The organism is Streptococcus sp. 3.1 (assembly GCF_016648915.1).
Taxonomy (GTDB): domain Bacteria; phylum Bacillota; class Bacilli; order Lactobacillales; family Streptococcaceae; genus Streptococcus; species Streptococcus salivarius_E.
Genome location: NZ_JACLQV010000013.1, coordinates 1 through 22,545, shown reverse-complemented (window position 1 = coordinate 22,545; position 22,545 = coordinate 1). Strand labels below are relative to the sequence as shown.

The following is a 22,545-nucleotide window of genomic DNA, read 5'->3' as shown; positions in this document are numbered from 1 at the left end:
AACCTATCCAAACCTTAATTTTTTATTTCAGAATCAAACTTGCCACAATAGGACTAATAAAGACATATAGAATCCCTGTTACAGCGATTGAAAGTCCGCCCATAGCACCTGCAACCTGACCATATCTGAAGGCAGTTCCAGTACCTACAGCGTGTCCGGTCCCTCCGAGTGAAAGTCCGATAGCAACTGGATCCTTAATGCCAATCATTTTTAAAAAGACAGGACCCAAGACAGAGGTTAAGATACCCGTAATAACAACGACAACCAAGGTTACTGTCGTAATCCCCTGCATTTTTTCCGAAATTCCTACAGCCATGGCAGTCGTTACAGACTTAGGAAAGAGAGAGATGGCTAGGAAATAATCCATCCCAAAAAGCTTAGCAATCAAGGCCGTATAACTCGTATTTAAAACACAGGCAACAGTTGATCCAATTAGAATACTCTTATAGTGATGGCGCATGAGGTGTAGATTTTTATAAAAAGGAACTGCTAGCGCGACTGTTGAAGGTATAATCAAACTGTTAAGATAAGAGCCACCTACATAGTAATCCTTGTAGGAAATACCTGTATAGTGCAAAATGACGATAATCAAGGCAGTCGATACAAGAAGAGGCGTTGTCAAAGGATTAGGAAAACGGCGATAAATCAAAAGCCCTATTGTGTAAGCTAGTACAGAAAGTGTTAGCCCAAACAAGGGTGTATTAAAAAAATTAGCCACGTTTAACCTCCTCGTAATCACCTTCAAAATGTTTTTTGATGAAACCGACAACTACTGCAATTACTACAATATTAAGAACCAAGGCTCCCATAATAATCAAAATAATAGGGACAATATTCGCTGAAATAGCATTCCATCGTTCCATAATACCGACACCTGCTGGCAAAAATAGAATAGTCATATTGGCAATCAAAAACTCTGCTACTGCATGAATATGACGTAGACGAATCCACTTAAGCTGAAGAGCAATAAGAAGCAAGAATAAACCAATAATGCTTCCAGGAATAGGTAATTTGAAGAATGTTGAAATAGCTTCACCAATAACGGCAAACAAACAAATCAACATGAATTGAACGTAGTATTTCACGACTTGCCTCCTAGGTTTAATCACCTATTAGTCTACTCCTTTTTTTTTGAATTTCAAGAGTTTTCAGTAAATTCTTTTGAAAAATTGAGAGGTATAAATCAGCCTCTTTGAACATAAAAAAATCCAACCCTAAGGCTGGACTTTATCACAGATGCCACCACCGAGAATTGAACTCGGAACGGAGCATTACCATTGCTCTATTATACCATTTAACTATAGCGGCAACTGTTTTAATCTTACCATACTTCTATTTACTGTGGCAAGATTTTTTGCTTATTTTTTATAAATTTAAGTCTTGGTAAGGGGTACGGTAACCAACCTGTAAAACCTTACCATCTTTAATCAAGATAGGACGTTTAATCAACATACCATCTGAAGCCAAGAATTCAACAGCTTCATCAAGAGATAGGGTTGGCAACTTATCCTTTAGACCTAGAGAGCGGTAGGATTGACCACTCGTATTGAAGAATTTCTTAAGTTCTAAATCTGACCCTTCCAAAAGCTCTTTTAAAAATTGAGCTGAAGGTGGATTTTCCTTAATATTAATAGATTCAACATCTAAACCTAATTGATTGAGTTCTGCCTTTGCCTTACGACAAGTGCTACATTTGGGATATTCATAAAAAGTATACATGTTTTTCTCCTTTTTTCTAGCATAAGACATCTGTCTAAGGATTGTCAAACCTAATGCCTTCTAAATGAAGTAAGAAACGCTTAGCGTCTTCTCCTGCAGCGTATTTTCCTATATGACCACTACTAGGAAGAACCCGATGACAAGGGACGATAATCAACCAGGGATTCTTACCAACAGCAGTTCCTACAGCCTGAGCTGATTGACATGAAATCACTTTACCAATCTGACTATAAGTTATGCTCTGCCCCGCAGGAATGTCCCGTAAAGCTGACCAAACCTTTAGCTGAAAGGCTGTCCCTCTATCAGCTAGAGGGAGGATATCTGGACTTGGATGATTGCCTTTAAAATAAGCCTCTAACCAATTCTTGGTCATTTTCAAGATAGGATTTGAGGTGTCTACTAGCTCCTCTTCCTTGATCCCTGCCTGAAAATGTTTTTGCCCCTCCAACCAAATACCATAAAGTGCTTGGTCACTAGCCACCAAGCACAAGCGTCCAATAGGAGATAAATAATACTGACGATAAAGCATGTCTTTATTATAACAAAAAAGACAGGAATCTCTTGTTCCTGTCAATTAACTCTTATTATTTACCTTTAATCAAACGCACACGAACGATATTGTCACTAGCTTCAAACTTAGCAACCAATTCATCAATCTTAGACTTGTCTGTTTCATCAAGGTCAAGAAGTGTATAGGCATAGTCGCCCTTAGAACGGTTGATGATATTATCGATATTGATATTAAAATCAGAAACCGCAGTAGAGATACGAGCCACAATATTAGGCACGTTTTTATTAATCAAAGTAATACGGTATGGGGCACTCAAGGCCTGTTGCACACGTGGGAAGTTAACAGAGTTAACAATTTCACCTGTTTCCATGAAACGGCGAATGGTTTGACCAGCCATAATCGCACAGTTAAGTTCTGCTTCACCTGTTGATCCACCGACGTGTGGGAAGACAGTCACCTTAGGTTTGTTAAGAAGATCTTCTGTACCAAAGTCTGTGATATAGCGTTTAACCACACCTGTTTCCAAAGCATCAAAGAGAGCATCGTTATCTACCAACTCTGCACGGGCAAAGTTAATGATAGTTGTCCCTTTTTGCATGAGGTTAAAGGCATCCGCATTGAAAGTACCTTTTGTATCTGGTGTCAATGGAACGTGAACAGTGATATAGTCACAGTTTTCAAAAATCTCTTTAAGATCAGAAACACGTTTTACATGGTGAGAGATATTCCAAGCAGCTTCAATAGAAACATATGGGTCGTAACCATAGACCTTCATTCCCAAACGGTAAGCATCATTGGCAATACGTGCACCAATAGCACCGAGCCCGATAACACCCAATGTCTTACCAGCAATCTCGCTACCAGCAAACTGTTTCTTACCTGCTTCAATTTGTTTAGGAACATCATCACCACTAAGTGTGTTAACCCAAGCATTAGCCGCAATATAGTCACGTGCTGAGAGTAAGATAGAGGCCAAAACAGCTTCTTTAACAGCGTTGGCATTGGCACCTGGAGTATTGAAGACAACAATCCCTTTTTCAGTTGCTTCGTCAACTGGGATATTGTTAGTACCTGCACCAGCACGCGCAATAGCTTTCAAGTTGTCAGGAAAAACAGTGTCATGGAGATTTTGACTACGAATGATATAGGCATCCGGATTTTCCGCTAAATCACCATCAATTTGGAAATGATTTCCAAGTTCCTTCAAACCAATCTGGTTAATATTGTTATACGTTTTTACACTAAATACCATAATTTTATTCCTCTTAAATCAATGTATCCCGTGGTGAGCTGCTTCATCAAGTTCTTGATAAAAGGCTTGCTCTCGCTTAGTTTTGATTTTCTGATAAGCAAGACGTTCACCATCAATAGGAACCTTGCCACAATAGACATAGCCAAGTTTCTCCAAAATATGCTGCATGACAGTATTCTTTTCATGCGTATCGCAACGGAAATCATGAGCATCCGTTCCCTCAATAAGACCTTGAATGAAGGTTTGAGCAATGCCCTGACCCGAAAATTCACTTAAAACGGCGATTCTATGAAAAGTAATGTAGCGCTTATTGTGGTGTTTCCAGTCCCCATCATAGATTTTGTCGTAAGCAGGGTCTCCATCAACAATCACCGCAGCATAAGAAACGATTTGACCATCAACAATTCCTACATAGGCCTGCCCATTAAGGACATCGTCAAAGATAGTTTCTTCAGTAGGGTAACCATCAGCTCCTTGCCATTGGGTACTCCCCGCTTCTGCTAAAGCAGTTCTAGCACTCTCAATCACAGTCATGATAGCCCCAATTTCATTTGGGAAGGCTTGTCTAATTTCCATCTCTTTACCTAATTATTTATTTTCGGCTTCAAATTTCTTCATAAAGTCAATCAAGTCAAGTACACCCTGACGTGGGAATGCATTATAAACACTAGCACGCATACCACCTACTGAACGGTGTCCTTTGATATTCTTGAAACCAAGAGCATCTGCTTCTGCTACGAACTTAGCATCCAACTCTTTACTTGGTGTTACAAATGGGATGTTGCAGACAGAACGATCCTTGGCATCTTTGACAGGATTTGTGTAGAAATCAGATGACTCAATGTAGTCGTAAAGAAGACCTGATTTCTCACGTTGAATTTCAGCCATCTTGTCCACGCCACCGATTTCATTTTTAACCCAGTCAAAGACGAGTTTTGAAATATAGATGTTGAAACATGGTGGTGTATTGTAAAGTGATCCTGCTTCAGCTTGAATACGGTAATCCAACATGGCAGACAATTGTGGTTGGTCATTAAGGAAGTCTTCACGAACGATAACCACTGTCACCCCAGCAGGTCCAATATTTTTCTGAGCGCCAGCATAGATGAGGGCAAAGTCCTCAACATTGTAACGAGCAGCCAAAATATTTGAAGACATATCAGCTACAATTGGCACACCATTAGTATCAGGCAAATCGTAGATAGATGTTCCTTCAATGGTATTGTTCGTTGTCAAGTGAACATAAGCAGCTTCTGGATCAATTGTTGCTGGGTCAAAACTTGGGATATGATCGTAAACAGTTTCTTCTGAAGAGGCCAAAAGAATTGGTTCAAAAGGAATGGTTTTTGAAAGTTTAACAGCTTCTGTGTAAGCTTTTTTACCCCATGAACCACCTACAAGGTAGTAAGCTTTCTTACCTTGAGCGAGGTTAAGTGGGACCATTGTAAATTGTGTTGAAGCGCCACCTTGCAAGAAAATAACCTTATAGTTATCTGGAATGGCCATAAGCTCACGAAGTGTCGCTTCCGCATCTTTAACGATTTTGTCAAATTCTGGAGAACGGTGGGACATTTCTAGCACGGACATACCGGAATCTTGATAGTTAAGCAATTCAGCTTGGGCTTTTTCAAGCACTGGTTTTGGTAATGTAGCAGGTCCTGCTGAGAAATTATAAATTGTCATAAAGACACCTCCAAAATTTTAATGGTCCTATTATAGCGAATTTTCTGAATATTGTAAAGTGTTAACAGTAAAAAACGAACGGGATTAACCGCTCGCCTCAAAAAAGTTAGCTATTTTATGTATATTTTGATCAGTAATTGATTTTAGTATCCGTTTATTTTTGCTTAAGAAAATAGGATGCCCCAATTAGATTAGCTCCATTATGATGATGACAAGCAACAATCTTGGGACGTTTAATAATTTTACCGATAAAGTCAATCTCATGGTGAACCTTATCAAACTGGCGGTTGACCTCCTCGATAAGTATCGGCTGGGCTGAAATACCACCTCCAATAACAAAGGTTTCCATATCAAAGATGGTTTGAAGATTCAAAATGGTGATGGCTAGGTTACGGCAATAGTTTTCAAAAAGCGGATAGACTGTCTCATCTCCTGCATTTATGCCCCTAAACGCCGCTAAACCATCCTTTAAATCAGAGTTACCCAGCACTTCATTTACCTTGGTAATTAAACCAACAGCCGACAAAGTCATGCCTCGCATCAATGAAGGATCAACTTTTTCCATTTGAACTGGTAACAGAAAGGTCAACTCACCCGCTTGAAAGTGGCTTCCTTGAAAAAGTTTACCATTAATAATGAATCCACCACCTAGACCTGAACCCAAAACAAGGGCTGCACCATTGGTCACTCCTTGCAAATGACCTGTGGCTAGCTCTGCCAAGGCCGCTGCTTTACCATCATTAAGTGCCATTACAGGCAGATGGTACTTGGCTTCAAGGACCTCTTTAATACGAAAGCCGTGGAAGAACCTCAATAAGCCACCATGATAAATCACACCTTCCTCAGTATCAACCGTCCCTGGAACACTAATTGCTATACCTGATAAGTCTACTTCAACTGAAGTAACTATCTGATCAATCACGTCAATAGCTTGTTCTAAGTTTTGTGGGGATGACTGCGTCGGCAGACTCTTTTTAATGGCGAACTGCTCCGAAACAAGTGCTGACTTCACCTGTGTTCCCCCAAAATCAATCGCTAAAATCGTCATAAGCATCCTCCACAGATTGTTTTTCGTCATTATAACACAAAAGAGCAAAAACTAGAAAAAACGGTTCCAAAATGCTATCATAAACTTACAGAATTAGATAAAAGGAGTATCTCACATGACTAAATTTCTACACACTTGTGTCCGTGTCAAGGACCTAGAAGCCTCACTTAAATTTTATAAAGAAGCTCTTGGTTTCAAAGAAGCTCGTCGCAATGATTTTCCAGAATATAAGTTCACCCTTGTCTATTTACAACTCGAAGATGATCCTGATTATGAGTTGGAATTAACCTATAACTACGACCATGAAGCTTATGATCTCGGGGATGGATATGGTCATATCGCCGTTGGTGTTGATGACCTAGAAGCTACACACCAAGCTCACAAAGAGGCTGGCTACACTGTTACAGACCTCTCAGGTCTTCCTGGTAAACCAAAAATGTACTACTTTATCACTGATCCAGATGGCTATAAGATTGAAGTTATCCGTTTGACGCAATTCCTAGAAAAATAAAACAAAAAAAGTCAGATCGTATAGATCTGGCTTCTTTTTGTGCTTAATTTTTATTATCTGTCTTTAAGGCTGACAAAATTTGGGTACGAATATCATCCACACCGTTTGGATTATTTGGTAGGAATAAGGTTTGATTGCCTTTAGCCGCAAAAGTATTAAGCGTATCTAAGTATTGGTTAGTCAAAAGAATAGACATAATCTGCTCTTCAGACATACCCACATTGGCCTCTTTAAGTTCTGCGATTGATTCAGCCAATCCATCAACGATAGCCTTACGTTGTTGGGCAATACCAACCCCGTGAAGACGATCTTTTTCAGCTTCAGCTTCAGCTGCTGTGACAATCTTAATCTTATCAGCTTCTGCCAATTCTTGAGCTGCGACACGCTTACGTTGAGCAGCATTGATTTCGTTCATAGACTGTTTAACTTCAGCATCTGGTTCAACTTTGGTAATCAAGGTCTTAACAATGATATAACCATAAGTTGTCATTTCTTCAGCCACTTGGTGTTGAACCTCAAGGGCAATTTCATCTTTCTTCTCAAAGAGTTCATCGAGCGTCAATTTAGGAACTGATGAACGGAGAGCATCCTCAATGTATGATTTAATTTGAGCTTCTGGACGCATGAGTTTATAGTAAGCATCTGTAACATTTTGCTCATTAACACGATATTGAGTAGCCACATTCATCATGACAAAGACATTGTCCTTTGTCTTAGTCTCAACCACAATCTCACTTTGAAGCAAACGTAATTGAATACGAGCGGCAATTTTATCGATACCAAATGGTAAACGCATATGAATCCCACTCGTTGCAATTTTTTGATAACGCCCAAAACGTTCAACGATAGCCACTGACTGTTGACGTACAACGTAAAGCATACTGATGAGAATTCCCAAAATAATCAGGAATGAAAACAGTAAAAAGAGAAGTGCTGCTTGCATGTTAAGTCCTCCAAAATAAACATTAAAAATTTCTTTGCTTTATTATAGCACAGTGATACAATTTTTCAAGAAAAATAGTATGGTTCATTTGAAATAGTGTAAAAGAGACACTTTCTTTATCGCTTATGTGTTAGCACTCCTGAAAACTTGGAAACTCCTGTTAGTCGAGAAATTTGTCCGCAATAGGCGAGACTTTTCGATGTAAGAAAAAGGCTGAAACGATTGCGTTTCAGCCTCTTAGTATTTTCGAAAATAAAATCGTTGGAAGAATCATTCTAGATGGCATCTAAAACTCAAATCTCAAAAGACTTATTTACGATACATCTTGACTTGAAGGTAAATATCGTTATAGATTCCTAGCCATTTTTGTCCCAAGTTGTTATAGACTTCAAGGTTTTTAATGGTTGATTCTGATGGATAAAAGGCTTTATCATCAGTGATACTCTTTGGAAGCAAGGCTTTAGCTGCTTGGTTAGGTGTGGCATAACCAATATATTCAGCATTTTGGGCTGCATTTTCCGGTTTAAGCATGAAGTTGATAAAGGCATAAGCCTCTTTTTCATGCTTTACAGTCTTAGGAATCACCAGATTATCAAACCAAAGATTTGAGCCTTCAGATGGGACAACATAACGTAGGTCCTCATTTTTATCAAGCATCTCACTAGCTTCCCCTGAGAAGGTTACTCCAATGGCCGCATCACCTTGAACCATGTAGCCCTTCATCTCGTCACCAACAATAGCCTTGATATTTGGTGTTAGACTATTAAGTTTAGTTTCAGCCAAACGTAATTCAGTCATGTTCTTCGTATTCAAGCTATATCCCAGGCTATTCAGTGAGAAACCAAGGACTTCACGCGCGCCATCAACTAGCATAATCTGGTTTTTGTAATCTGGTGACCAAAGATCATCCCAGTGCTGTGGTGCTTTTTTCACCAATTTTGTATTATAAACAATACCGACAGTTCCCCAGAAATAAGGGATGGAATAGTCATTGAGAGGGTCAAAACTAAGTCCTTTAAAGCTTGATCCAATCTGGTCAAAACCTTTGATTTTAGATTTATCCAACTTCACCAAAAGGTCTTCCTTAACCATTTTATCAATGGTATAGTCTGACGGTACAGCGATATCGTAGGTTGTTCCGCCCTGCTTAATCTTGGTATACATAGCTTCATTGGAATCAAAGGTTTCGTACTGAACCTTGATGCCCGTTTCTTTTGTAAACTTGGTCAGGAGGTCTGGGTCAATATAATCACCCCAGTTATAGATAACTAATTTGTCCGACACATTTCCTGTACGACTCTGCATGTAGGCAGAGATGCCCCAAAGGAAGAAGATAATGGCTAAGATACCTGCCAGAAATTGATAGAGTCTACGCATCCTGCTCCTCCTTCTCCTTGGTAATCGCATAATAACCTATCACTAAAAGAATAGAGAATAGGAAAACAACGGTTGACAAGGCATTGATTTCCAGAGAAATCCCTTTACGTGCACGTGAGTAAATTTCCACAGCAAGTGTTGAAAAACCATTCCCCGTTACAAAGAAGGTTACTGCAAAGTCATCCAATGAATAGGTAAAGGCCATGAAATAACCAGCAATAATACCAGGTGTCAAGTATGGCAACATAACCTCACGTAACATCTGCCATTGAGTGGCACCTAGGTCATAAGCGGCATTCACCATATCTCGATTCATTTCCTTGAGACGTGGCAACACCATGAGAACCACGATTGGGATTGAAAAGGCAATGTGACTCAATAAGACAGATACAAAACCTAGTTGGAAACCAATCAAGGTGAAGAGAATCAAGAAACTTGCACCAATCATGACGTCCGGTGCAACCATGAGCACGTTATTTAGGGATAAAATCCCAGTCTGTTGCTTCTGCTTACTCTCATAGATAAAGATAGACCCAAAGGTACCAATAATCGTTGCTAGAAGAGCGCTAAGGAAAGCTAAAAAGAAGGTTTGAGCCAGAATTAACATAAGACGGCTATCTGAAAACATGCTCTGGTAGTTATCTAGAGTAAAACCTGTGAAACTATTCATATCGCCACCACTATTGAAAGAATAGGCGATTAAATAAAAGATTGGCAGGTAAAGGATAACAAAGACAAGAGCTAAATAGAGATTTGCAAATTTTTTCATTGACGTCTCTCCTTTGTTAACCACATTGTCGCAATCATAGCAACAATAAGAACAACACCAATGGTTGCCCCCATTCCCCAGTTTTGTGTCGTGAGGAAGTGCTGTTCGATAGCTGTCCCTAGGGTGATAACTCGGTTACCACCAATCAAGCGTGTCAGCATAAAGAGGCTGAGACTAGGAATGAAGACCGACTGGACACCAGAGCGTACCCCATTAAGCGATAAGGGAAAAATAACCTTGGTAAAGGTCTGCCAATCATTGGCTCCCAAATCTTTACTTGCATTCACAATATTTTCATCCAAATCATCCAGTGCATTGAAAATCGGTAGAATCATAAAGGGAATTTCAATGTAGCTAGCTACGAAGATAAAGGAGAAATCCGTAAAGAGGATTTGCATGGGGGCAATCCCAAAGAAACCAAGAAAAGCATTGATACCACCTTGTTGACCAAAAATCCCCATAAAAGCATAGGCTTTCAGAAGGAGATTGACCCAGGTTGGCAAAATGACCAACATTAACCAAAGTTGCTTATGCTTCAGTCTGGTTAAGAGATATGCTGTCGGATAAGAGATAAGGAGAGTTACCAGAGTAATGATGGCTGCATAAAGAACCGAGTTAAAACTCATCCTTAAGTAAGTCCAACTGGAAAAAAAGGTGCCATAATTATCCAATGTAAAGTTGCCACTGATATCAAAGAAAGACTGATAGAGTAGCATGAGCACTGGAGCAACCACGAAGAGTAGGAGCCAAAGGAGGTAAGGTACCGAGAAGAGGCTAGCTGTTTTCTTCATAGCGCTCCTCCTCAATGGCATTAATCAAGCCATCTTCATGTTCTTCCACTTCCACATATTCTTCAATACGTGCATCGAACTCTTCTTCTGTCTCATTAAGACGCATGATATGAATATCCTCAGGCGTAAAATCAAGACCGATAATCTCACCCTCAATCGCCTTACGGGTTGAATGGATCATCCATTCATTGCCAAGATTGTCATAGGCAATGATTTCATAGTGGACCCCACGGAAGAGCTGAGTTTCCACGCGAACTTGCAATTTACCTTCCTCAGGAAGTGTAATCTGCAAATCTTCAGGACGAATAACCACTTCGACAGGTTCGTTAGGACGCATTCCTCCATCGACAGATTCAAAACGTTTCCCATTGAACTCAACCAAATAGTCCTCAATCATAACACCTGGAAGGATGTTAGATTCTCCAATAAAGGTTGCAACAAAGTGATTGATAGGTTCGTCATAGATATCAACCGGAGTTCCTGATTGAACAATTTCACCATCGTTCATAACAAAAATCCAATCCGACATGGCCAAGGCTTCTTCTTGGTCGTGGGTAACAAAGACAAAGGTAATCCCTAGACGTTGCTGCAATTCGCGCAACTCGTATTGCATTTCAGTACGTAGTTTCAAATCCAGTGCTGACAAGGGCTCATCCAAAAGGACCACACGTGGCTGGTTAATAATTGCTCGGGCAATGGCCACACGTTGACGTTGACCACCTGATAATTTTTGAATTGAGCGTTTTTGATAACCATTGAGTTGAACCATCTTTAAGGCTTCTTCTACACGCTCTTCGATTTCCTTTTTAGGCACCTTTTTCAATTTAAGGGCAAAAGCCACATTGTCAAAGACATTCATATGTGGAAAGAGGGCATAGGATTGGAAAACGGTGTGGACATCCCTTTTATTGATAGGAATATCATTGATACGCTTTCCATCCAAAAGGACGTCACCACTGGTCGCATCTAGGAGACCTGCAATGATGTTCAAAATTGTTGATTTACCAGAACCAGAAGCCCCAAGTAGGGTATAGAACTTACCTTCTTCTAGTTCAAAGTTGATGTCTTTTAAAACTTGTGTGCCACTGTCTTCAAACACTTTTGAGACGTTTCGAAAGGCAATAATCGGATTAGTCAATTGTCATAAATCCTCCATGGATAGCAAATATAGGGATAGGGTTTTATTAGTTTAATTTATCGCCAATGATACGTACTTCAGGCTCTAGTGTAACACCTGAATTTTCCTTAACTTTGGCGATAACATCTGCAATAAGGTCTTCATAATCTTTAGCTGTTCCGTGATCAACATTGACCATGAAACCAGCATGCTTAGTTGACACCTCGACACCGCCGATACGATGTCCCTTGAGGTTAGCTTCCATAATTAGCTGACCTGCAAAGTGACCTGGTGGGCGTTTAAAGACCGAACCACATGAAGGGTATTCAAGAGGTTGTTTAAGCTCTCGCAAGTGATTAAGACGGTTCATCTCATTCTTGATTTGCTCGTAGTCTCCTGGTTTGAGGTTAAATTTAGCTGAAATAACCACCTCTCCTGTTTCTTGGAGCACTGAACGACGATAACCAAAGCGCATATCTCTTGCGTCAATCGTACGAATATCACCGTCTTTTGTAAGAACCTGAGCAGAAACCAAGATATGGGCAATTTCGCCACCATAGGCACCCGCATTCATAAAGACGGCACCACCAACACTACCTGGAATCCCCGCTGCAAATTCAAAACCAGTCAAACTTTGGAAACGAGCCACCTTGGTTGTCGCAATCAAATTAGCCCCCGCTTCAGCTTCAATCTGATAACCATTAACAGCAATACCATTAAGTCTGTCAAACATAATCACAAAACCTCTGATACCACCGTCACGGACAATCAAATTACTGGCATTACCGAGCACCATCCAAGGAATGTCATGCTTATTAGCAAATTTGACAATACGAGAGAGTTCATAGCGGTTACGTGGAAAGGCCAAATAATCCGCTGGACCACCAACCTTGGTATATGTATAACGTTTTAAGGGTTCGTCGAAACGAATATCAATCCCCACTAAATCTTCTTTAAGTTCATCTAACATGTTATTTTCCATACTTTTTCTATACATTTATTTCTTTGTAGGTATCGTGATAGACTTCCCCATATTACTATCACTACCTAAAAATGAGTTAGTATTTTTCCCTAAAAATAAAAAGAAAAATACGGCAAAAAGCCAAGATTAATTATAGCAAAAAATCCCCATCTTGACGACAAGGAATTTCACGCAAAGCTAGTCCATAACTTCCAATTTACGGACATCACTAGTGTTTAATTGACTCAAATATTTTTTGTAGGCTTGGCCAGTTTTAGGGTCAACCAAATCATCTGCTATTTCTATCAAGGGAACCAAAACAAAAGCTCTCTGACTCATATAAGGATGGGGCACTTTAAGGTGCTCAGTCTCCCAGATTTCCTGCCCATATAGAAGAATATCAATATCTACTGTCCGAGGCCCCCAATGCTCATGACGAACGCGGTCAAGATTTTTTTCAATTTTCTGGCAATAACTTAATAAGGTTTCAGCCGGCAACTGAGTCTCTAAGACCAAGGCAAGGTTCAAAAAATCAGCCTGTTCTGTCAGTCCCCAAGCAGCCGTTTCATAATAGGAAGATACTGCTTTAACCTCTGTCTCAGGTAAGTCATTCAAGGCCTCCACAGCTTTTTGGAGATAGTCCTGACGATTACCCATATTAGATCCCAAACTCAAATAAACTCTTGTCATCGGCTACGCTCCAATTCAATACCAACACTCTTATAATGCCCATTAATTGGTGGATTTTCCTTGGTAATTCGAACTTTAATAGATTGAATAGGTGCAAATTGTTCAAATAAATCCTCACAAATCGCACCCGCCAAACGCTCAATCAAAATGTACTTTTTATCTTCCACTTGTTTTTGCACGGCTTCGAAAACCAAACCATAGTGAACCGTATCATCTAGATTGTCACTCTGTGAAGCCTTAGTTAGATCAACAGTCAATTCCAAATCAACCACAAAAATTTGCCCTAGGGTCTGCTCCTCAGCAAAAGCCCCGTGATAACCATAAAAACGGCAACCATTTAAAATAATTTTATCCATAGTTTCTCCTTAAGACACTAGACTCTTCTTTATTCTAGCACAAAACAGTTGAAAAGTTGGTCTCTAATTAGTATGATATTTTAGACAGATCTGAAGTTAGTGCATTTACATTTTATGCAATCGATTGCATAAATCTTCTGATTTGGTAAAATATAGGCACAGGAGCTAAAAAGAGACTCCTGAATTATAAGCAAGACTATCTCAACTAATAAGGAAAAAAACTATGACAAATCAAACCGCAATGCAATATTTTGAATGGTATCTCCCAAGTGACGGTCAACACTGGAACAATTTGGCTGAAGATGCCCAACATTTAGCAGACCTAGGCATCAGCCACGTTTGGATGCCACCCGCTTTTAAAGCTACAAACAAAGATGATGTTGGTTACGGGGTCTATGACCTCTTTGACCTTGGAGAATTCGACCAAAAAGGAACAGTCCGCACCAAATACGGCCTCAAAGAAGAATATCTCAATGCTATCAACCAACTCAAAGAAGTTGGTATTGTACCTATGGCCGACGTTGTGCTTAATCACAAGGCGGCAGCAGATAAACTTGAGACCTTCGAAGTGGTCGAAGTTGACCCAGAAGACCGTACCCAAGAGATCAGCGAACCATTTGAAATCGAAGGCTGGACACATTTCACCTTTGACGGACGTAATAAAGCCTACAACGATTTTGAATGGCACTGGTACCACTTTAACGGAACCGACTTCGATGCCAAACGTAATAAAAGTGGTATCTATCTTATCCAAGGTGACAACAAAGGCTGGGCAGACAACGACTTGGTTGACAACGAAAATGGTAACTTCGACTACCTTATGTATGCCAACCTAGACTATAAACACCCTGAAGTTATTGAAAATATTTACGAATGGGCAGACTGGTTCGTTGAAACAACAGGCGTTCAAGGGTTCCGAATGGATGCCGTTAAGCACATTGATTCTTTCTTTATGCGTAATTTTATTCGCGATGTCAAAGAAAAACAAGGTCAGGATTTCTATGTCTTTGGTGAATTTTGGAATGGTAACGAGGAGGATAACAATACCTATCTTGAAAAGATTGAAAAACGTTTTGACCTCGTCGATGTTTCCCTCCACAACAATCTACACAACGCTAGCACAGCGGGAGCTGATTATGATTTAACAACAATTTTCGAGCATTCCTTGGTCAAAAATCATCCTGAACATGCCGTGACCTTCGTAGACAACCACGACACTCAACGCGGACAAGCTCTAGAATCTACTGTTGAAGAATGGTTTAAACCAGCTGCTTATGCTCTCATTCTTCTCCGTGAAGACGGTCTTCCTTGCCTATTTTATGGTGACTACTATGGCATTGAAGGTGAATTTGCCCAAGAAAATTTCCAAGAGATTCTAGATACCTTGCTCTACGCTCGTAAAGACCTAGCTTACGGAGAGCAAACAGACTACTTTGATGATCCAAACTGTATTGGATGGACACGCTCTGGCAACGAAGATGGCACTCCATTAGCTGTAACAATCTCTAATGATGCTGCTAACAGCAAGTCTATGGAAATTGGTAGTGATTGGGCCGGCCAAACCTTCTATGACATTCTTGGAAACTGCTCTGATACTGTAACCATTGACGAAGACGGATGGGGAGACTTCCCAGTTTCTGAAAAATCTGTCAGCGTTTGGACAATTCAAGACTAAGAAAAAAAAGCTCAATCGAGCTTTTTTTAGTATCATAAAATCCCTGAAATGGTCTTAACAATATCACGATTGACATCAACATTATGCACACGAACAATCTGACATCCTTTGGTAACTGCATAGCCAGATAAGGCAGCTGTCCCCTGGTCGCGATCCTTAGCTTGAGTATTCCCACCTAGTAGGTAGTCCACAACTCGCTTACGAGAAATTCCAAAAAGAACAGGATAGCCCAAGGAAACGACCTTGTCCAAGCCTTTTAGCAGATCAATATTGTGTTGGACATTTTTAGCAAATCCAAAGCCTGGATCAATCCAGATATTGTCCTTGGCCACACCTGCTTCCAAGGCGGCCTGAGCACGTTGACTGAGGAATGTACAGACATCTTCTGTGACATCATTGTATACTTCTTCTTTTTGATTATGCATAAGGATAATCGGCACATTCTTTTCAGCTGCTAAAGCTAACATCTGACCATCATAAAGTCCAGCCCAGACGTCATTTAGAATATCTGCACCTGCTTCAAGAGCAGCTCTAGCAGTGGCTGTCTTATAGGTATCAATACTGATAAGCACATCATATTTTGCCTTGATAGCCTGAATAACTGGAACGATACGAGCAATCTCTTCTTCCTCAGTGACAAATTCTGCTCCAGGCCTTGTGGATTCACCACCCACATCGATAATGCTAGCTCCTTGGGCAATCATACGCTCAACTTGATCCAACGCATCCTCTACAGTGTCAAAATCGCCACCATCTGAGAAAGAATCAGGGGTGACATTCAAGATTCCCATAATACAGGCCTTACCTGCAATCTCATGTTTGCCTATAAACATCTTAACTCCTAAAAATCACGCATCAATGAAAGAATTTCCTTGCGTTCTTCACGGTCTTCTTTATAAAGGCCCTTAGCGACAGTTGTGATTGTCTTACTTCCTGGTTTCTTAATGCCTCGCATGGTCATGCACATGTGCTCTGCTTCAACCATGACAAAAACTCCTCGAGGATTCAGAGCTTCTTCAAGTGCTGTAGCAACTTGATCCGTAAGACGTTCTTGCAACTGTGGACGACGAGCAGCTACTTCAACCGCACGCGCTAATTTGGAAAGTCCTGTCACCTTGTCTCCACTTGGCAAATAAGCCACATGGGCCTTACCATAAAATGGAACCAAATGGTGCTCACACATAGAGTAAAAAGGAATATCCTTGACAAGGACAACTTCATCATGGACTTCTGAAAAGACAGCTGTAAATTGATCCTTAGGGTCTTCATTTAGACCTGAAAACATCTCAGCATACATCTTAGCCACACGTTTTGGTGTGTCCAAAAGTCCCTCACGCTCAGGATTTTCACCTAGAGCTTCCAATAGTTGATAGACTGCTTGTTCTACTTTTTCTTGATTTGCCATAATTTCCTCTTGCAACGTTATAATACTATCTATTATACCTTATTTTGCTGGATTTTTCTTGCAAAAAATGAGATTTCCTAGCTACCTAAACCTCAAAAAAAGCGAAGACTACCTTTCATATAGAGGTTATCTTCGCTTATATTTTTTAGTCTTTCAAGTGGTAAGAATAGGATGAAACGACAATATTCTCACGCCATTTGAGGTAATATTTCAATCGCAAACTCATCTGGTTATGAAGCATGGTTTGCCATGATTTTTTAGGCACAAACTGAGGAATCATGACTGTCAGAGTCGCATTATCCTTCTCAGCTTGAGTGGCGACCTCGTCCACATACTGAATGGTTGACTGAGTGATTGAGCTGTACGGTGATTGGATATGAACCATCTCAATTTCAGGGAAATATTTTTTAAACTCTTGTTCAGTTTCCTTGTCCTTGTTCTCAGTATCCTTAGTAGATACATGCATGGCGATAACCTTGTCACCAATAGAACGTGCATAGGAAATAGCTCCGATATTAGCCTTGGTAACATTCCCAACGAGGATAAGAACAATATTTCCTTGATAATGGTGTTCTTCTACCGCTCCATCAATACGCAACTGTTGAGCAACACCATTATAGTGTTTTTTAATCTTAAGGAACATCCACATCAAGATTGCAATAATTGGGAAGAATGGCCAGATATCTCCTAAACGGAAAAGGAAGAGAATGAGAACAATAGCATAACAAATGAGGGCACCCAAGATATTAGCTAAAGAGTGTTTCCAGAATCCCTTACCATATTCACGAATCCAATGGATAACCATCCCCGTTTGAGAAAGAGCAAATGGAATAAATACACCGATGGTATAAAGTGGAATCAACCGTTCCGTATTTCCTCGGAAAATAAACAAAAGGGTAATGGCACCAATTGCAAGTGTCAAGATCCCATTAGAGTATCCCATACGTGCCCCTTTTTCAAGGTACATGTGAGGCATGTATTTATTTTTCGCCATATTAAAGGACAACATCGGAAAGGCTGAAAAACCTGTGTTAGCCGCTACTGCAAGAATCATGGCAGTAGAGAATTGGAAAACGTAAAATAGAATACTACCAATCCATGACTGACCGAGAATTTCTCTAGCCATTTGTGACAAGATGGTTACTCCTGCATGAGGTGTAATACCTGTCCACCAGTTGAGGAAGGTAATTCCCGCAAACATAGCCCCCAAAATGCTAGACATGATAAAGAGGGTTGAAGCTGCATTTTTGGCCTTAGGTTTCTTAAAGAAAGGCACCGCATTAGAGATAGCTTCTACCCCTGTCAATGAGGCAGAACCTGAAGTAAAGGCCCTTAAAATAAGAATCAATGACACACCTGTAATTGGTTGTCCTAAATGTGCTGTGGCTGCGTATGGCATATGACCCGTTAAAATTTGAAAGAAACCAAATCCCAACAAGAATAGCGTCGAAACAATGAAGAGATAAACGGGTATCATCAAAGATTTTGCCGATTCACGCATTCCCCTAAGGTTCATAACCATCAAAACAAGCACCAAAATCATTGATATTTCAAGATTGAAAGGATGCAGGAAGGGAAGGGCTGAAGTAATGGCATCTGCACCTGAGGCCACTGAAACAGCAACCGTCAACATGTAATCGACCAAAAGACTACCACCAGCTATCAAGCCAAACTTAGGAGACAGATTTTCCGTCGTTACCACATAGGCGCCACCACCTTGAGGATAGGCTTTGATAACCTGTCTATAAGAAATGGTAAGACTGGCCAAAAGGACGAGAACCAAAAGTCCAATAGGGATTGACCACCAAATAGCCGCACTAGATACAGCTGTCAGAACCAAGACGACCTGCTCTGGACCATAGGCGATAGATGAAAGTGCATCACTCGACAACATGGCCAAGGCCTGAATCTTGGACAATAAGTGTCCATCACCACTATCATCATGAGTTAAAGGTTCACCGATTAAAATGTTTTTCAGACGTTGAAACATTGTGATCTCCTTACTTTTAAAACATACGAGGGCTATTATACGCCCCTAAATGTCATCTTTCAAGTCTTAACCATCACTTGCCTGCTCTAAAACCCATTTTCTGACCTGAGAAATGAAGTATAGAGATCCCGTTACCACATAAAGTTTCTTATTGTCAGTCGTCATATGTTCTTTAATCCATGTTTTGAAGTCTGGTACCTGCTTATAGGCCTCTGGGTATTTATCTAATTTAACACTGTTTGGATAGTCAAAACTCGTTACAGTCAAGTCACCAACCGATTTTAGTTGGGCAAGCATTCCGTCAATAGGCTTGGTATCAATCGCTGCAAAGAGAAGTTCAATCTCCTTATTGGCATACTCTGATTGCAACAAGTCAATCAAAACTTTAACACTCTCATTATTATGAGCACCATCAATCATGAGATTAGGTCTTAAAAATTCTGTTCGACCTCGCCAATGGGCATGAGCCAGGGCATTCTTTATGAGTTCAAGAGTTACTTTAGGATAATCTTTTTGAAGCAATAAAGAAGCCATGATAGCCAAGCTAGCATTTGCCACTTGGTGTTGACCGGCCATAGCCAAGGCTATATCATCTAACCTTTGCTCTCCATAGGTAAAATCAAAGGAATGGCTTGACCCTTCAGCTGTGAAATCTCTCCCCAGCTCATAGGTCTTAGAACCTTCTTCACGCGCCTTCTTCTCGAAAACATCTCGAACATCAGTACGGTCAGTCGCATAAATAAAGGGAGCCCCATTCTTCAAAACACCAGCTTTTTCTGCTGCAATTTCAGCATGGGTATTTCCCAAAATAGCCTGATGATCTAAACCAATCGATGGACACAGGACTGCCAAGGGCTTAAAGAGATTAGTCGAATCATGAAGACCACCCATTCCCGCTTCAATGAATGCGATATCCACAGGATGGATCTGACCAAAATAGAGGAACATCAAGACTGTGATAATTTCAAACTCTGTCGCATTTTCATGCTCTGTCTCTTTTGGTAGACGTTCAACCACAGGCTTCACACGATTAACCAGGTCAAGTAAGTCCTCTTCTGAAATCATCTGACCGTTAAGAGAGATTCGTTCCTTGAAGTCAATAATATAGGGTGAGGTAAAGGTTCCAACCTCATAACCCGCCTGGGTAAAAATGGTTTGTAGGGCATTGACTGTAGACCCTTTGCCGTTTGTTCCCACGATATGCACAGCCTTGAGATTATCTTGTGGATTTCCCAACTCTTTAAGCATCCAAGCCATACGCTCCAAGCCAGGCTTGATGCCAAATTTTAATTGTCCATGAATCCAATCCAACGCTTCCTGATAAGTCATAATTACTCCTTTTTTAGGCTAATGCTTCAACTTAGTCATTAAGCTGACCTCTAAACTAGATTTCTAGTTTTTCCTTGAGCTTAATGCTTTGACGCTCTTATTATACCAAAGACTTCTAGGTATAACCAAAATATGCAAAAAAGGCAACCCTAGGGTCACCTCTTAAGCTTTCTCTTTTTCGTCAATAACAAGACGAACTTTTTTACCTTGAGTAGGTACCGAATAGACAATCGCTCTTATCGCCGTAATAGTACGTCCTTTTTTCCCGATAACACGCCCAATATCGGCTGGGGCAAGATCAAGATGGTACTCCAAAAACTCAGGACCGTCAATAATTTTGATGGTCAACTGATCTGGTGAAGCAATTAAAGGTTTAACGATAGCGATAATAAGATTTTCAATGGTATCCATAGGCTAAAAAATTATTTTGAGAATTTTGATTCGTGGAATTTCTTCATAACGCCTTCTTTTGAAAGGATGTTACGAACTGTATCTGAAGGTTGTGCACCTTTAGACAACCACTCAAGAACACGTTCTTCTTTAAGTGTTACTTGGTTTTCTTCAACGAGTGGGTTGTAAGTACCAACTGTTTCGATGAAACGTCCATCACGTGGAGCACGTGAATCTGCAACGTTAATACGGTAGAAAGGTTTTTTCTTAGAACCCATACGAGTCAAACGGATTTTTACTGCCATTTTTAATATCTCTTTTCTTTAGTTTTTTATTATGGTGGGGGCACTTATCGCCCCTCGACCTTAACTAGTATACCATATCATTTTTATGTGTCAAGAAAAAAACTTGACAGACTTAAAATTTCTACAAAAAAAGTTAGAGTCAAACTCTAACTTCCTTTTCGACTATTTCTTAGCTGTAGTCTTATGATTTTTTTCATAAGCTACCTTTGCTTCAGCATATTCAGCTTCTAAACCCTTAGCAGCTGCCTTCGACACTTTCTCGTAAGTATCACGACTGGTCAACTTGCCATCCTCGTTGTAGGTAGAAACAACCAAGGTATCTTTATTTACAGTATAAGACTTGGTGCGTTTCCCTTTACGGTAGAGTCGGTAGTTATCTACGTTATCCGAAATATAGTAATCTACTAGATTCTTATCTGCATTAGGATAAAGTTGCGAGACAACTTTAGTCAACTCACGTTTAAATTCTGAAACTTCTTTAGTATAGGTGATCGATTTATTCCACTGATCAACAACTTGATATTCCTTCAAATAATCTGAAGCTGTAAAAGTAGGCTGATCCTCCTCACCTTTTTTATAGAAGTAAGAATGTGTTTGTAAATTATTAGACTGATCAACTTTAAGGAAAGAGACGTAAATTTCATCTTTATCTTCATGTTCTTTCAGAGCATTGGTTAACTTTCCAGAATTTTCGTCCAAGACCTTAGACGATTTTAATTCCCAAGTCCCCTCAATGTTCCCCGAAGCATTACGCCAAAAACCATATACACCACCGACGAGCAACATCAAAACAACAGCAACAAGACTAGAAATCAAGGCTCCTTTGCCCCAATTTTTGGCCTTTTGCGATTTTTGATTAGCGTTTTGAATCGTTTCTAGAAGACGAACCTGACTTTCCAATCTCTTTTCTAGTTTGGCAACTGTCTGTTCTTCCTTAGATTTAGCTTTAGCAGCTAATTTTTCAGCCTTTTTCTTATCACGAGCAGCTTGACGAGCAAGCTTCTTAGCTGCTTTTTCTTCCTTTTGATCAAGTTTTGTCAAATCCTCAGACAATCCAAGATGCTGTGCTTGGTTACTGAAAACTGGAATAGATTGATTAGGTTCATTCGAGGTATTAACAGAATGATTTCCTGCATCTGGACGGGTTGGCGCATAACTTGCCAAACGCTCCTTAGCCTCTGCGACGCGTTTGCGTTGTTCCTCTTCTTTTTGAATATCCTCAGCCTGACGGCCCGACTGAATGGTTCTTACTTGACCAACAGTCTCTTGAGATAGGGCCTTCCTCTTTTCTTGGGCCGCATTTGCCATAGCCTCTTGCGCGTTGTCACGCTCTTTCTGAGACTGGGCTAGTGCTCTGGCAGTTGCGGTTCCTTCTTCAAACTGTTGGTCAGCTGATGATTCTCCTTGATCAGCTACTTGGTGAGCCTCTGCACCTTCAGAAAGAACAAACTCTCCTCGTTCCAAGGCTTCTTTAAAGTCGATTGGTCTTGGTTTTCGGCCATTCACAGCCTCAAAGTACTCTAACCATTCGTCTTTCAACATAATAAATCCCCCTGAATTAAAAAACACATGATTAACTTCCCTATTTTACCATACTTTTTAACATAAAAATAGGGATTAACAAGAATTCTAAAAATTCTTATTAAATGGCTCTATAATTTCTGTAGTGGGTAAAACCACTGTAGAGATTATAGAGCTTTTTAAGTGTACACAAAAAGTCCCA

General features: G+C 40.2%; 25 protein-coding genes and 1 tRNA gene. 2 read left to right on the top strand and 24 right to left on the bottom strand.

Annotation, left to right across the window (positions count from 1 at the left end):
* Nucleotides 1-22: 22 nt before the first annotated feature.
* The 9 genes from H7U02_RS08065 to H7U02_RS08025 form a co-directional block, all read right to left on the bottom strand.
* Complete coding sequence (locus H7U02_RS08065; RefSeq protein WP_002884772.1) at nucleotides 23-718, bottom strand: LrgB family protein; 696 nt, start codon at nucleotides 716-718, stop codon at nucleotides 23-25.
* Nucleotides 711-1,085 (bottom strand): CidA/LrgA family protein, encoded by a 375-nt coding sequence (locus tag H7U02_RS08060; RefSeq protein WP_002884266.1) that lies wholly within the window; start codon nucleotides 1,083-1,085, stop codon nucleotides 711-713. Before H7U02_RS08060 ends, H7U02_RS08065 begins: the two co-directional genes overlap by 8 nt.
* 152 nt (nucleotides 1,086-1,237) lie before the next feature.
* Nucleotides 1,238-1,308: transfer RNA gene (locus H7U02_RS08055), tRNA-Thr, on the bottom strand.
* A 57-nt stretch (nucleotides 1,309-1,365) separates the two neighbouring features.
* Nucleotides 1,366-1,719, bottom strand: a complete 354-nt coding sequence (locus tag H7U02_RS08050) for an arsenate reductase family protein (RefSeq protein ID WP_201043122.1) — start codon at nucleotides 1,717-1,719, stop codon at nucleotides 1,366-1,368.
* Nucleotides 1,720-1,753: 34 nt separating this feature from the next.
* Nucleotides 1,754-2,248 (bottom strand): methylated-DNA--[protein]-cysteine S-methyltransferase, encoded by a 495-nt coding sequence (locus H7U02_RS08045; protein ID WP_195435479.1) that lies wholly within the window; start codon nucleotides 2,246-2,248, stop codon nucleotides 1,754-1,756.
* A gap of 55 nt (nucleotides 2,249-2,303) precedes the next feature.
* Nucleotides 2,304-3,482 (bottom strand): 3-phosphoglycerate dehydrogenase family protein, encoded by a 1,179-nt coding sequence (locus tag H7U02_RS08040; protein WP_201043121.1) that lies wholly within the window; start codon nucleotides 3,480-3,482, stop codon nucleotides 2,304-2,306.
* 18 nt (nucleotides 3,483-3,500) lie between these two features.
* Nucleotides 3,501-4,058, bottom strand: a complete 558-nt coding sequence (locus tag H7U02_RS08035) for a GNAT family N-acetyltransferase (RefSeq protein WP_201043119.1) — start codon at nucleotides 4,056-4,058, stop codon at nucleotides 3,501-3,503.
* Between the two features lie 12 nt (nucleotides 4,059-4,070).
* Entirely contained in the window at nucleotides 4,071-5,165 is a 1,095-nt protein-coding gene (gene serC / locus H7U02_RS08030; protein WP_014632766.1) for a 3-phosphoserine/phosphohydroxythreonine transaminase, read from the bottom strand.
* A gap of 154 nt (nucleotides 5,166-5,319) precedes the next feature.
* Nucleotides 5,320-6,213 (bottom strand): ROK family protein, encoded by an 894-nt coding sequence (locus H7U02_RS08025; protein WP_201043118.1) that lies wholly within the window; start codon nucleotides 6,211-6,213, stop codon nucleotides 5,320-5,322.
* Between the two features lie 115 nt (nucleotides 6,214-6,328).
* On the opposite strand from H7U02_RS08025, the gene H7U02_RS08020 reads away from it, so the two are divergent.
* Nucleotides 6,329-6,724, top strand: coding sequence for a VOC family protein (locus H7U02_RS08020; RefSeq protein WP_002884456.1), 396 nt, complete (start codon nucleotides 6,329-6,331; stop codon nucleotides 6,722-6,724).
* 43 nt (nucleotides 6,725-6,767) lie between these two features.
* Here the strand turns inward: H7U02_RS08020 and H7U02_RS08015 are convergent, their stop codons facing one another.
* The 8 genes from H7U02_RS08015 to folB all read right to left on the bottom strand — a co-directional run bounded on the left by H7U02_RS08015 (nucleotide 6,768) and on the right by folB (nucleotide 13,728).
* Nucleotides 6,768-7,667: an SPFH domain-containing protein gene (locus H7U02_RS08015; RefSeq protein WP_004183097.1), complete on the bottom strand. Its 900-nt coding sequence runs from the start codon at nucleotides 7,665-7,667 to the stop codon at nucleotides 6,768-6,770.
* Nucleotides 7,668-7,976: 309 nt separating this feature from the next.
* On the bottom strand, nucleotides 7,977-9,044 hold the full coding sequence (locus tag H7U02_RS08010) for an ABC transporter substrate-binding protein (RefSeq protein WP_155198207.1): 1,068 nt from the start codon (nucleotides 9,042-9,044) through the stop codon (nucleotides 7,977-7,979).
* Nucleotides 9,037-9,813 (bottom strand): ABC transporter permease, encoded by a 777-nt coding sequence (locus tag H7U02_RS08005; protein WP_002884421.1) that lies wholly within the window; start codon nucleotides 9,811-9,813, stop codon nucleotides 9,037-9,039. The genes H7U02_RS08010 and H7U02_RS08005 overlap by 8 nt, the downstream gene beginning before the upstream one ends.
* Complete coding sequence (locus H7U02_RS08000; protein ID WP_002884253.1) at nucleotides 9,810-10,604, bottom strand: ABC transporter permease; 795 nt, start codon at nucleotides 10,602-10,604, stop codon at nucleotides 9,810-9,812. The genes H7U02_RS08005 and H7U02_RS08000 overlap by 4 nt, the downstream gene beginning before the upstream one ends.
* On the bottom strand, nucleotides 10,588-11,742 hold the full coding sequence (locus H7U02_RS07995; protein ID WP_002884517.1) for an ABC transporter ATP-binding protein: 1,155 nt from the start codon (nucleotides 11,740-11,742) through the stop codon (nucleotides 10,588-10,590). The genes H7U02_RS08000 and H7U02_RS07995 overlap by 17 nt, the downstream gene beginning before the upstream one ends.
* Nucleotides 11,743-11,788: 46 nt before the next feature.
* Entirely contained in the window at nucleotides 11,789-12,691 is a 903-nt protein-coding gene (gene murB, locus H7U02_RS07990) for a UDP-N-acetylmuramate dehydrogenase (RefSeq protein ID WP_022496810.1), read from the bottom strand.
* 189 nt (nucleotides 12,692-12,880) lie between these two features.
* Nucleotides 12,881-13,372: a 2-amino-4-hydroxy-6-hydroxymethyldihydropteridine diphosphokinase gene (gene folK, locus H7U02_RS07985; RefSeq protein WP_110981115.1), complete on the bottom strand. Its 492-nt coding sequence runs from the start codon at nucleotides 13,370-13,372 to the stop codon at nucleotides 12,881-12,883.
* Nucleotides 13,369-13,728, bottom strand: a complete 360-nt coding sequence (folB, locus tag H7U02_RS07980) for a dihydroneopterin aldolase (protein WP_070576740.1) — start codon at nucleotides 13,726-13,728, stop codon at nucleotides 13,369-13,371. The genes folK and folB overlap by 4 nt, the downstream gene beginning before the upstream one ends.
* 223 nt (nucleotides 13,729-13,951) lie before the next feature.
* Here folB and H7U02_RS07975 point away from each other — a divergent pair, with 223 nt between their 5' ends.
* Complete coding sequence (locus H7U02_RS07975) at nucleotides 13,952-15,403, top strand: alpha-amylase (protein WP_110981116.1); 1,452 nt, start codon at nucleotides 13,952-13,954, stop codon at nucleotides 15,401-15,403.
* 32 nt (nucleotides 15,404-15,435) lie between these two features.
* On the opposite strand, the gene folP is transcribed toward H7U02_RS07975, so the two are convergent.
* The 7 genes from folP to H7U02_RS07940 form a co-directional block, all read right to left on the bottom strand.
* Nucleotides 15,436-16,236 carry a dihydropteroate synthase gene (folP, locus tag H7U02_RS07970; protein ID WP_110981117.1) on the bottom strand — a complete coding sequence of 267 codons (801 nt, stop codon included), beginning with the start codon at nucleotides 16,234-16,236 and terminating at the stop codon, nucleotides 15,436-15,438.
* Nucleotides 16,237-16,244: 8 nt separating this feature from the next.
* Nucleotides 16,245-16,808 (bottom strand): GTP cyclohydrolase I FolE, encoded by a 564-nt coding sequence (gene folE / locus H7U02_RS07965; protein WP_002884345.1) that lies wholly within the window; start codon nucleotides 16,806-16,808, stop codon nucleotides 16,245-16,247.
* Nucleotides 16,809-16,953: 145 nt separating this feature from the next.
* Nucleotides 16,954-18,798, bottom strand: a complete 1,845-nt coding sequence (locus H7U02_RS07960; RefSeq protein WP_110981118.1) for an APC family permease — start codon at nucleotides 18,796-18,798, stop codon at nucleotides 16,954-16,956.
* Between the two features lie 66 nt (nucleotides 18,799-18,864).
* Nucleotides 18,865-20,127, bottom strand: coding sequence for a bifunctional folylpolyglutamate synthase/dihydrofolate synthase (locus tag H7U02_RS07955; RefSeq protein WP_110981119.1), 1,263 nt, complete (start codon nucleotides 20,125-20,127; stop codon nucleotides 18,865-18,867).
* Nucleotides 20,128-20,289: 162 nt separating this feature from the next.
* Complete coding sequence (locus tag H7U02_RS07950; protein ID WP_002884680.1) at nucleotides 20,290-20,538, bottom strand: KH domain-containing protein; 249 nt, start codon at nucleotides 20,536-20,538, stop codon at nucleotides 20,290-20,292.
* A gap of 11 nt (nucleotides 20,539-20,549) precedes the next feature.
* Nucleotides 20,550-20,822: a 30S ribosomal protein S16 gene (gene rpsP, locus H7U02_RS07945; protein ID WP_002884675.1), complete on the bottom strand. Its 273-nt coding sequence runs from the start codon at nucleotides 20,820-20,822 to the stop codon at nucleotides 20,550-20,552.
* 162 nt (nucleotides 20,823-20,984) lie between these two features.
* The gene (locus H7U02_RS07940) at nucleotides 20,985-22,364 is read right to left on the bottom strand and encodes a hypothetical protein (protein ID WP_080610778.1); all 1,380 of its coding nucleotides are present in this window, start codon (nucleotides 22,362-22,364) and stop codon (nucleotides 20,985-20,987) included.
* Nucleotides 22,365-22,545 lie beyond the last annotated feature (181 nt).